Annotated in this window: 11 protein-coding genes and 1 pseudogene; 4 read left to right on the top strand and 8 right to left on the bottom strand. The window is 39.2% G+C overall.

Features of this window, described 5'->3' with window-relative positions; genetic code table 11:
• Nucleotides 1-199 (bottom strand): hypothetical protein (locus FTU05_RS17770; protein WP_218953441.1); only part of this gene is annotated, 199 nt, incomplete at its 3' end.
• A 135-nt stretch (nucleotides 200-334) separates the two neighbouring features.
• Between FTU05_RS17770 and FTU05_RS16405 the strand changes: the two genes are divergently transcribed.
• Complete coding sequence (locus FTU05_RS16405) at nucleotides 335-775, top strand: hypothetical protein (protein ID WP_180166073.1); 441 nt, start codon at nucleotides 335-337, stop codon at nucleotides 773-775.
• An 84-nt stretch (nucleotides 776-859) separates the two neighbouring features.
• On the opposite strand, the gene FTU05_RS16400 is transcribed toward FTU05_RS16405, so the two are convergent.
• From FTU05_RS16400 to FTU05_RS16375, 6 genes and pseudogenes are all read right to left on the bottom strand, one after another.
• Entirely contained in the window at nucleotides 860-1,444 is a 585-nt protein-coding gene (locus FTU05_RS16400) for a lytic transglycosylase domain-containing protein (RefSeq protein ID WP_168378689.1), read from the bottom strand.
• Nucleotides 1,445-1,783: 339 nt separating this feature from the next.
• Nucleotides 1,784-2,269 (bottom strand): GNAT family N-acetyltransferase, encoded by a 486-nt coding sequence (locus tag FTU05_RS16395; protein WP_180054928.1) that lies wholly within the window; start codon nucleotides 2,267-2,269, stop codon nucleotides 1,784-1,786.
• Between the two features lie 88 nt (nucleotides 2,270-2,357).
• Nucleotides 2,358-3,557, bottom strand: a pseudogene (locus FTU05_RS16390) (acyl-CoA dehydrogenase family protein).
• A 30-nt stretch (nucleotides 3,558-3,587) separates the two neighbouring features.
• Nucleotides 3,588-4,874 (bottom strand): acyl-CoA dehydrogenase family protein, encoded by a 1,287-nt coding sequence (locus tag FTU05_RS16385; protein ID WP_180041483.1) that lies wholly within the window; start codon nucleotides 4,872-4,874, stop codon nucleotides 3,588-3,590.
• A gap of 241 nt (nucleotides 4,875-5,115) precedes the next feature.
• A complete protein-coding gene (locus FTU05_RS16380; RefSeq protein ID WP_180041466.1) occupies nucleotides 5,116-6,489 on the bottom strand; it encodes an AarF/ABC1/UbiB kinase family protein in 1,374 nt (457 codons plus the stop codon).
• 158 nt (nucleotides 6,490-6,647) lie between these two features.
• Complete coding sequence (locus FTU05_RS16375) at nucleotides 6,648-6,953, bottom strand: hypothetical protein (RefSeq protein ID WP_078191029.1); 306 nt, start codon at nucleotides 6,951-6,953, stop codon at nucleotides 6,648-6,650.
• Between the two features lie 309 nt (nucleotides 6,954-7,262).
• Between FTU05_RS16375 and prmB the strand changes: the two genes are divergently transcribed.
• From prmB to FTU05_RS16360, 3 genes are all read left to right on the top strand, one after another.
• On the top strand, nucleotides 7,263-8,273 hold the full coding sequence (gene prmB, locus FTU05_RS16370) for a 50S ribosomal protein L3 N(5)-glutamine methyltransferase (RefSeq protein ID WP_180009498.1): 1,011 nt from the start codon (nucleotides 7,263-7,265) through the stop codon (nucleotides 8,271-8,273).
• Between the two features lie 13 nt (nucleotides 8,274-8,286).
• Nucleotides 8,287-9,381: a chorismate synthase gene (gene aroC, locus FTU05_RS16365; protein ID WP_180009499.1), complete on the top strand. Its 1,095-nt coding sequence runs from the start codon at nucleotides 8,287-8,289 to the stop codon at nucleotides 9,379-9,381.
• A gap of 403 nt (nucleotides 9,382-9,784) precedes the next feature.
• Nucleotides 9,785-10,069 (top strand): GNAT family N-acetyltransferase, encoded by a 285-nt coding sequence (locus FTU05_RS16360; protein WP_257230143.1) that lies wholly within the window; start codon nucleotides 9,785-9,787, stop codon nucleotides 10,067-10,069.
• Here FTU05_RS16360 and FTU05_RS16355 read toward each other — a convergent pair.
• Nucleotides 10,066-10,161: transposase domain-containing protein (locus tag FTU05_RS16355; protein ID WP_141192730.1), on the bottom strand; the 96-nt coding region annotated here is incomplete at its 5' end. The genes FTU05_RS16360 and FTU05_RS16355 overlap by 4 nt on opposite strands.

Raw genomic sequence — 10,161 nt, 5'->3', positions numbered from 1 at the left:
CCTTCCCGAACTCAGAAGTGAAACCTCTTAGCGCTGATGGTAGTGTGGGGTTACCCATGTGAGAGTAAGTCATCGCCAGCTCATTATTCGAAACACCCCCTGATATCTCAGGGGGTGTTTTTTTATGTGTGGAAAAAATGGAAAAGAGAAAAATAAGAAGAAAAGCAGAAGAAAAAACAGGGAAATGATAGATATTCAAAAAGAATAAGGCCGATCAACAATAAACTCGTCTAGAACTCTTTTATATCATTTAAAATGTTTTGCTAATGAAAATGTGTAATAAATCAATATAATAAAATCGTTTGTCTCTTTAATAATATATAGGGTATTTAAGATGTTTTTAAAAAAATTATTAGCTACAGTTTTATTTGCATTTGTTTCTTTCAATACTACAGCCGGTGTGTATCAGGGTAAACTAAGTGAATGTTTGGTAAATAAAATTTCAGCAGAAGAGAGTCAGAACTTAACAGCTTGGATTTATTTGGCATTTTCAGCACATCCAGAAATTTCTAAATATAGTAAAGTAACGCCAGTTGAGATACAAAAAATTGATAAAAATATGGCTATTCTATTTCAAGATTTATTTACTAAACGTTGTAATGCTGAAATCAAAGCTGTTACAGAAAATGAAGGAACAAATGCTCTAGGTAAAGCATTTGAACTATTGGGAAATCGTGCAGCTGAAAATCTGATGAAAAATCCAATTGTTGAAAAACGTATTGCATCATTTGCGCAATATTTTGATGAAGATAAAATGCGTCAATCTATGAAATAATTGAAGAGATTAGACCTAACAAAATTTATCCTCTTAAGCTTAGTTAGGTCTATATGGTTAAATAAAAGATTAAATTTTTAGAAATTATAAGGAACTTTTTAAATTATTTTGATGTTGCTTCACTTGTTTTGCATAACGTTTGCCTTGTTTTTTCATTTTTCGATTGGTGTTATAAGCAGTAGGTCCGACATTATAGTAGGCTAAAGCTTTTGGCATGCTGCCAGCGGCATTTTTATATTTAGTTAAAATAAATGACCCACAATTAATATTGGTTAATTCGTCATATAAATCCCCAGGGCATGTTGCTTGCCAATAACGTGGCATCACCTGAGTTAAACCGACTGCACCTGCAGGAGAACTGACATAAGGGCGGAAAGTTGATTCTTGGCGAATAACGGCAGCCAGTAGTAAAGGATCTAAGTTGTATTGATCGGCAGTTTGCACAATGTAGGGTGACACTCGATTTGCAGTTTCAGGATTGACTGAATAGGCCTTTTGGATCCCTGATGAAAGTTTAACTGCACGTTTTTCTACAGAGCCACCACCTAGTGATGAACATCCAGAAATCAGGGTTACAGATATAATAACAGTTGAAAACTTTAAGCTGTGAGCGCTTAGGAGCGACGAAAGACGAGTTGAAAGGCGAGTTTTATTCAGTACATTCTGCATTTATATTCACTTTAAAATAATCATGGCTAAGTGTAATTTCTAAAGCGATATTATGAACTGGAGACTTAGAGGTCAATATTTTCTTAAGATGCTCTGTACAGTGAAATTGTAAGAATTGATGGAAATGTACTCAAATTACATGATTTTTTAAGTGAAGAGAGAAAAAGATCGTGTTAATTGAATCAGTATTTCTCTCTTAACATGGTACTTATTAAGATTATGGGAACATTCAAATCCCGAGAACTTTAGTTATAAAAAACTAGAATATCCATTCATCAAATAACTGTATTTGATAAAGCTGTAAATCTTTCCAGTGAAATTTGTAGAATCTAATTTTATTTAAAGCGTTTTAAGCATCCAAATTTCGCATGCTTGGCTATGACCTGTATTGCCCTTGGGAGCTTGTAAGTGTTCAAATCCTACTTTTTCATAGAGTTTCACCGCTTGCCCAAGTGTATGTGTAGTTTCTAAATAACACGCTTTAAAATTATGATCTTTGGCGAATTGAAAACAAAGTTCTAAAATATCTTTGGCTAAGCCATGACCACGTAATTCAGGCATAAAATACATTTTTTGGATTTCTAAAATGCTTGAGTCTCCAACTAAAGGAGAAAGGCCCCCACCACCTAAAATTGTACCGTGTTGATTTTCAATAACCCAATATTGTGCATTTGCTTGCGTATAGACGTGATATAAATCATCTAAAATTGGATCTGCAACAGCAAATCCTGACTCTGGCGCTAATCCAAATTCTTTGGAAACTGTGCGAATGACATTGGCAATGCTTACATTGTCTTCAAGTTGAAGTGGTCGGATCTGAAACATAATCATCGAAAAACAAAAAGATGGATTGTTTATAGACTGATCCTATAAAAAAATCCATCTCTAAGTTTAAAATTACTCAAGCAAAAAATTACTTTAATTCGCTTGAACTTTTACCCAGTTCACGACGTGCAACGATTAATTGTTGAATTTGCTGTGTGCCTTCAAATATATCGAGGATTTTTGAATCACGTGCCCATTTTTCTAATAATTCATCTTCGCTATAGCCGACAGCCGCTGCGAGTTCTACACACTTTAACGTGATTTCATTACCTACACGGCCTGCTTTTGCTTTAGCGATGGATGCTTCACGTGAGTTTGGTTTTTTGTTGTCGGCCATCCATGCGGCTTTGAGCATGAGGAGACGTGCTGCTTCCCAGTCTGCTTCCATTCGATATATTTGTGCAGCAATATTCTAGCTTTGTAAGATCGGTGTTGAATACTGCTCATCTAATTCATCTTTAAAGATTTCTTTAATTCGCTCTAAAGATGCCTTGGCACAGCCAATAGCCATCGCGGCAACGAGTGGGCGAGTATTATCAAAAGTTTCCATAACCCCAGCAAAACCCTTTGCTACATCAATTTCAGCATTGCCTAATAAGTTTGCAGCAGGGACACGACAATCTACAAAACTAATGGCAGCAGTATCAGAGGCTTTAATACCCAATTTATGTTCTAGGCGTTCTACAGTCATGCCCGGCGTACCTTTTTCAACAACAAAGGATTTAATCGCTGCACGGCCTAATTTTTTATCTAGCGTTGCCCAAACAACTACTGAATCAGCACGTTCGCCTGAGGTGACAAAGATTTTTTCACCATTGAGGATGTATTCATCACCATCTTTCGTCGCTGTTGTCCGAATAGCTGCAGAATCAGAGCCGCAATTTGGTTCTGTAATGGCCATAGCGGCCCAAGTTCCTTTTAAGCGTTCTAGTTGCTCATCATTGGCTACTGCTGCAATAGCCGAGTTTCCAAGCCCTTGGCGAGGCATACTGAGTAACAGGCCTGTATCTCCATAGCACATTTCGATGATACTGAGGGCTGTTGACATATTGACACCGTTTTTATTTCCCGTGTCTGTGTCGCCACGTTTATTGACGGCGGCACCTGCATTCATGCCATCACCGCCATCATTCATACCGTCAACGAGGGAAGATAACATATCTAATTCTTTAGGATAGGCATGTTCGGCTTTGTCATATTTACGTGAAATAGGACGTAGAACATTTAAAGCAACTTCATGGGCTTGGTCGATCAGCAATTTAAATTTTTTCGGATTTTGTAAGTTCATGGACATTTCCTTGTTTTTTATTTTGCTGAATTAAGCATGTAAGCCAGATTGAAGAATCGCTGTGGCACGTAAGTCTCGATACCAACGTTCTACAGGATGTTCTTTGGTAAAGCCATGACCACCTAATATTTGCACGCCATCAGTCCCAATTTTCATCGATTTTTCAGCACATAGCACGCGAGCTAAATAGGCTTCACGATGAAAGGGCTTGCCAGCTTCGGCTAGATTTGCTGCGTTTAGGATGAGCATATGCATGGCATCAATTTCGATTGCCATATCTGCAATCATAAATGCCACACTTTGACGGTGCGAAATTGGCTCCCCAAAAGCTGTACGTTCGTTTGCATATTGAATGCAATATTTCTTGACTGCAGTTGCGGTACCAACAGCCATGGCACACCACATTAAATTGCCAAGATCGATAAATGAGGTGTAATTGAAATCTTGATCTCCTAAGCGTTGGGCAGGGGTCTGATCAAATTTTAAAGTTACCGTTTCAGTGGCTTTCAAACCCATAGCAGGTGTTTTTTTTGCGCTAATGCTCTGGTCGCGTTGCACAATAAAAACTTCAGGCTGTCCATTGAGCATGGCACTCACTAACAGCACATCTGCCTGTTCACCTAAAAGGACTAAGGTTTTCTCCCCACTGATTTTATACTGCTGGCCATCAGCAATCGCCTGCGTTTTAAGTTGATAGGGATTAAATGCCGCCGTTGCCTCTTGAACTGCAAAGCTTGCACGGAGGGTTGAATCATCTGCAAATGTCGCTAAATAGGTTGCTTGAACAGATTCTGAACCCCATTGGGTGATGGCATTGATACAGCTAAATGTCGACAGTAAACCTGCTGTTAAACTAAAGTCACCTTCAGCCAATTGTTCCGCAATTAAGATATTGCTAATGATGTTTTTTTCTGCTGCAACGCCACCCAAATCTTCAGGTAAGGCATAATAATTTAGACCTAGATCTTGGATATGTTGCGATAACGCTTCAGGAAATTTTTCCTCTTGATCGGCTTGATGAGCAAGTGGATACAAAACTTCTGTGGCAAACTGCTGCATCGCATCAGCAGTCATTTGCTGTTCTTCAGTCAGGTTTAAATCAAATAATGATTTTTGTTGATTTGGCAAACGTTGCTTATGCACACCTTTGTTGGTCTGAAATGCTTTTTGTGTCTGGCTCAGGGTTTTAAAACCAGCTTTTGAGCTTTGATACAAAGATTTTTCAACAAATTTGCGCAGTTTAAACTGATCGAGTACATCACTTCCGGCAATTTTTGTTAAAAGTGAGAGTCCAAATCCTTGTGCCTTGTTTACCATATTGGTCATTGTTGTTTTCCATTTGCGTTGTTCTTATTTAATGCTGACATGCCAAAGATAGAAAAACCATGTCATAAATGACATGCATGATTGTCAAAGATAAACGGCGAGATTAGGTGGGATTCGATAGCTAAATAATTAATTAAGAATAGAAAAGTAAAAAGGCTTAAAAGTATTGTTATTTTAAAATTGACTTGGCTGACATTTGAGTCAGCCAAGTTTTAAGGTCTGTATTGAATGATTATTGATATTTTTGAATCATACGACGAACATTGGTTTTTGCTTCAATGACGGTCATAAAGGTATATGCACCGATAAATTTACGGCTAATAAACATAAACTCTTTAGGTGGAACTGAGAAATAGCGAGATGCCATCGATTTTGACGCTTGTTGCATCACACGGCTATGTAATTGGCTTTTTTTCCAGTCATAGCGTTGTTGTTCGTCCATAACACCAGCAGGGATGTTTGGGTTATTTTCAGTGCTACTAAATGCCTCTGTCGCTAACAAAAAGACTTTAGCCATATCAGGTTTAATACTTTGTGGAATACCATCAAAGAACTCATAACCTGTCATCGCTTTGACCATTTGCTCAGAGCTGTGATGGTAACCCGCGGTAATCAAATTACGCGCAACGCCTAATAGATGCTCATCAAACTGACGGATCGCACCAAAGTCGAGGAGTACGATTTTATCTGGTACATCCGCACCATTGCCCAAACGCACCAAATAGTTTCCGAAGTTAGGGTCGGTTTGCATTTCACCCCATTCAAAAATTTCGCGTACGGCAATTTCAAGTGATGCTTCACCTAAGGCGTTACGGCGCTCTTGAGGAAGTGACAGCATTACTGGGCTGTTAATCGGTACACCACGTTCAAAAGTCATACACAGTACTTGAGGTGTTGAATAACTTTCAATGATTTGCGGCACGATATAGCGTGGGTCTTCTTTTAAGCGTGCTGCAAAACGGCGAGTGGTATCTGCTTCAATTTTATAATTTACTTCACGATGCATCATTTCACGAACTTCATCAAACCACTGATCAAATTCACGGGTTTGAGGAACCATTCGTGTCAGTTTGAGCATGTTTTTGAATAGATTCATATCCGAATCGATGGCATCTGCCACACCTGGATACTGGATTTTTAATACCAGTTCTAAACCATCAGATTTACGTTTTGCACGATGAACTTGTGCCAAAGATGCTGTACCAAGCGGCTCATGATCAATCACGAGATCATCAAGTTTTGAGCCAAGTTGATTTTGTAATTGGACTTTGATGGCTGGCCATGCCAATGCGACTGTTTGATTGTTAAGGGTATTGAGGGCTTGGGTGATTTCTTCAGGTAGAAAATGTTCACCATACAACGCCATCATTTGCCCAATTTTTACAATTGAACCTTTTAATTTACCAATTTCTGCGACGAGATATTCAGCCTGATCTTTCATGGCTTTTTTACGCTTTTTCTCTTTTTCTTCTTCACTCGAAAAAATAGAAGTGGCGTTTGATGCTGCCCAACGAGTTCCCGCAAGTAGCGATGCCTTTGCGATAGATAAGCGTCGATCCATAGAAGACGTTTTCAAGTGTTTGAGCTTATCGTTCTGATCTGACATGTAAATTAAATCCTTTAATCAGCAATTCGCAGAAAAATACATTGTAGCTAATTTTAACGTTTCTTAACGTATTAAAATAGTTCAACTTACTGAATATGCAGTAAGCATTTGCAAACTTAAGCAAGATGCCACGTAGACAGGCACATTGGAAAAGAAAACTATAAACGATATTTGATTTTTACCGTATCGTTTTGCATCAATGCGGCTTTATGTTCTTCAATATGTTGATGAATAAGATGTTGGACAGATTCGTCTTTAAATCCGGCAGCATAACCTTTGACAATAATAATGCTCGGTAAGCTAAAAAATAGGGTACGTGCGTTTTCTAGACTCGCATCAGGGAAAACTTGATGTTCGATCAGCAGTTGCTGAAAAAATGCCTTTTCAGTTTGCACGTTTAAAGACTGAGTGTCTTCCCAATAGCTTTGACGCATAGCCATGAGGTTATTGTGCTTATAGCTCATTGGAGCTCCGCATTTAAAATTTAACTGTTTGTATGGGGATGATTTTAAGAAAATAAAGCTTAGGATCAAGTACAAATTGCTAAACAATTGAGCTTGAATTGGTTTTTATTCGTAATTTTCATCTAATTAGATTTTATAGAATGCTGAAAGGCATAAAGTACACATTTCATTTCAGCGAATGTATCAGACCTCATATATACGGTTATGAAATGCTTTCAAGCGGTGAATAATGCCGTATTTTTATTATAAATAGCATTAAAACAAGGTATCATAGGGCGTTTAAAAAATTATGAATTGGAGACGCCTTAAGTGGATCGACCGACTATTAGCCCTGAACATTTACAGGAAGCAGCTGAAAACCTATCAACAATTCGTGATTATATCCGCTTTGGGGTAACAGCTTTACGTCAATATGATGCCCACTTAGGACAAGGTACAGAAGACTATTTTGCTGAAAGCTCAGCATTGGTTTTACAAACGTTATCTCTAGATTGGAATGCAGATGCGGAAATCTTAGATGCGAAATTATTGCCAAGTGAAGTTGCAGAATTTTTAGCATTGTTAGAACGTCGTATTAATGAAAAAGTTCCGACGTCTTATTTACTAAACTTGTCATATTTCTTTGGTAAGCCATTTTATGTCGATGAACGTGTACTGATTCCACGTTCTCCAATTGCAGAGTTAATTGAAAACCGTTTTGCGCCATATTGCTTAGGTGAAAATGGCGAAATGGGTGCTGCGGTTAATAATCTACCTGAAAATGCCAGTCCAAAAACTCCTCAGCGCATTTTAGATATGTGTACGGGTTCAGGTTGTATCGCGATTGCTTTAGCTTATGCATTCCCAGATGCTGAAGTTGATGCAACAGATTTATCTAAAGATGCACTTGAAGTGGCGCAAATTAACTGTGAACACCACAATAAACAATATCAAGTGGCTTTACTTGAGTCTGATTTATTCGCCAAAATTCCAGCAGAAAATCAATATGATTTAATCGTGTCGAATCCACCGTATGTGGATGCTGAAGACATGGCAGATTTACCAGAAGAATTCCACCATGAACCTGAAATGGCGCTTGCTGCGGGTCAAGATGGTTTGGATCTTGTACGTAAAATGTTGGCACAAGCTGCAGATTACCTGACTGAAGATGGCTTAATTGTGATCGAAGTGGGTAACTCAGAATGGGCAATGCGTCAAAACTTCAATACCGTTGATTTTTATTGGTTACAGTTCCAAAAAGGCGGTACAGGTATCTTTGCATTGACTGCTGCTCAATGCCGCGAATACCGAGATTTATTCATTCAATCTGTTCAAGCATAAGGAGTCGTTTGACATGGCAGGTAATAGTATAGGGCAACTCTTCCGTGTAACGACTTGTGGTGAATCTCATGGCGTTGGTCTGATGGCCATTGTAGATGGGGTTCCACCGGGTATTGAACTGACTGAAGCCGATTTGCAAAAGGATTTGGATCGTCGTAAGCCGGGCACATCTAAGTTTGCGACTCAGCGTAAAGAACCCGATGAAGTTGAAATTATTTCAGGCGTATTTGAAGGCAAAACAACCGGTACATCGATTGGTCTATTGATCCGTAACACAGATCAAAAATCAAAAGATTATGGCAACATTGCGCAAACCTTCCGTCCGGGTCATGCAGACTATACGTATACACATAAGTATGGTTTCCGTGATTATCGTGGTGGTGGCCGTTCGAGTGCTCGTGAAACTGCGATGCGTGTTGCTGCAGGTGCGATTGCTAAAAAATACTTGTTTGAGAAATTCGGCATCGAAATTCGTGGTCATGTAACGCAAATTGGTACCGAAAAAGCACAGAAATTGGACTGGAATGAAGTTCCGAATAACCCATTTTTCTGTGGTGATGCAGATGCCGTCCCACGTTTTGAAGCTCTAGTAACGTCACTTCGTGAACAAGGAACGAGCTGTGGCGCTAAACTGGAAATTATTGCGACACAAGTGCCAGTTGGCTGGGGCGAGCCTGTATTTGATCGTTTAGATGCAGATATTGCACATGCTATGATGTCCATCAACGCTGTAAAAGGTGTTGAAATTGGTGATGGCTTTGGTGTTGCCGAGCAGTTTGGTCATGAAACCCGTGATGAGTTAACTACGGATGGTTTCTTGGCAAACCATGCTGGCGGCATTTTGGGTGGTATTTCGAGTGGTCAGGACATTCGTGTTGCGATCGCCTTGAAACCAACAGCTTCCATTACTACGCCGGGTAAAACCATTACGATTAATCGTGAAGATACAGATGTGTTGACCAAAGGTCGCCATGATCCTTGTGTCGGTGTTCGTGCGACACCAATTGCAGAGGCGATGTTGGCAATTGTGCTTATGGATCACTTCATGCGTAACCGCGCACAAAATGCGGATGTAGTCGCACCATTTGCCCCAATTGAACCCAAGTGAGGAAACAAAGCGCTGCTTTGTTCCGAACGCGGTTGGTGAGTAGCGTTAGCGAGTCACAGTAGATAAATAACAAAGCGTTGCTTTGTTCCGAACGCGGTTAGTGAATAGCGTTAGCGAGTCACAGTGGATAAATAACAAAGCGCTGCTTTGTTCCGATGCGGTTGGTGAATAGCTTTAGCAAGTCACACTGATGAGCAAATTGCATAAAAAAACCAGACAATTGTCTGGTTTTTTTATTTCAGTAAAATAGACCCATGAAAATAAATAGCTAAAAATATGAATATACGAAAAGCTTTACTTGACGATATTCAGTAGCTTGAAAGCTTAATGAATATAGCCTATCGGGAAAATCATCCCAAGAGTTGGACCACGGAACATCATATTGTTCGAGGAAATCGAATAAATGTATCTCAACTCAGTCAAATCTTACAAAAAAAAGGATTTTCATCTATATGTGATGGAGTCAGAAAATACACAGATCAAGGGGTGTATTGGTATTCAAATGCAGGGGATGAGCTGTGAAATTGGTCATTTTGCAATTCATCCAAATGAGCAAGCTCAGGGCTTAGGAAAAAAATTATTGCAATTTGCAGAACAGCAAGCGATGTTGATTGAACCCAATGTTGAAGAATTTGTCATGTATGTGATTGATCGTAAGCGTCCGCTGAACCCCATGCCTATTTTTTAATTTGAGTTGGATTTCCAGCGATGTGGCAGTAATTCTTCAATCTGAGTCACTTTATGTGTCGGCAACCTTTTCAGCACATCACTTAAATAGGC

It is taken from the genome of Acinetobacter sp. YH12049 (genome assembly GCF_013419875.1).
Classification (GTDB): domain Bacteria; phylum Pseudomonadota; class Gammaproteobacteria; order Pseudomonadales; family Moraxellaceae; genus Acinetobacter; species Acinetobacter amyesii.
This window is presented reverse-complemented; position numbering and strand designations above follow the sequence as displayed.

Coding starts and splice junctions, on each gene's coding strand:
- FTU05_RS16385 (WP_180041483.1), bottom strand. CDS start 4,874: ATGGTAAACAAGGCACAAGGATTTGGACTCTCACTTTTAACAAAAATT.
- FTU05_RS16395 (WP_180054928.1), bottom strand. CDS start 2,269: ATGTTTCAGATCCGACCACTTCAACTTGAAGACAATGTAAGCATTGCC.
- FTU05_RS16375 (WP_078191029.1), bottom strand. CDS start 6,953: ATGAGCTATAAGCACAATAACCTCATGGCTATGCGTCAAAGCTATTGG.
- FTU05_RS16380 (WP_180041466.1), bottom strand. CDS start 6,489: ATGTCAGATCAGAACGATAAGCTCAAACACTTGAAAACGTCTTCTATG.
- FTU05_RS16360 (WP_257230143.1), top strand. CDS start 9,785: ATGTATCTCAACTCAGTCAAATCTTACAAAAAAAAGGATTTTCATCTA.
- aroC (WP_180009499.1), top strand. CDS start 8,287: ATGGCAGGTAATAGTATAGGGCAACTCTTCCGTGTAACGACTTGTGGT.
- FTU05_RS16400 (WP_168378689.1), bottom strand. CDS start 1,444: ATGCAGAATGTACTGAATAAAACTCGCCTTTCAACTCGTCTTTCGTCG.
- FTU05_RS16405 (WP_180166073.1), top strand. CDS start 335: ATGTTTTTAAAAAAATTATTAGCTACAGTTTTATTTGCATTTGTTTCT.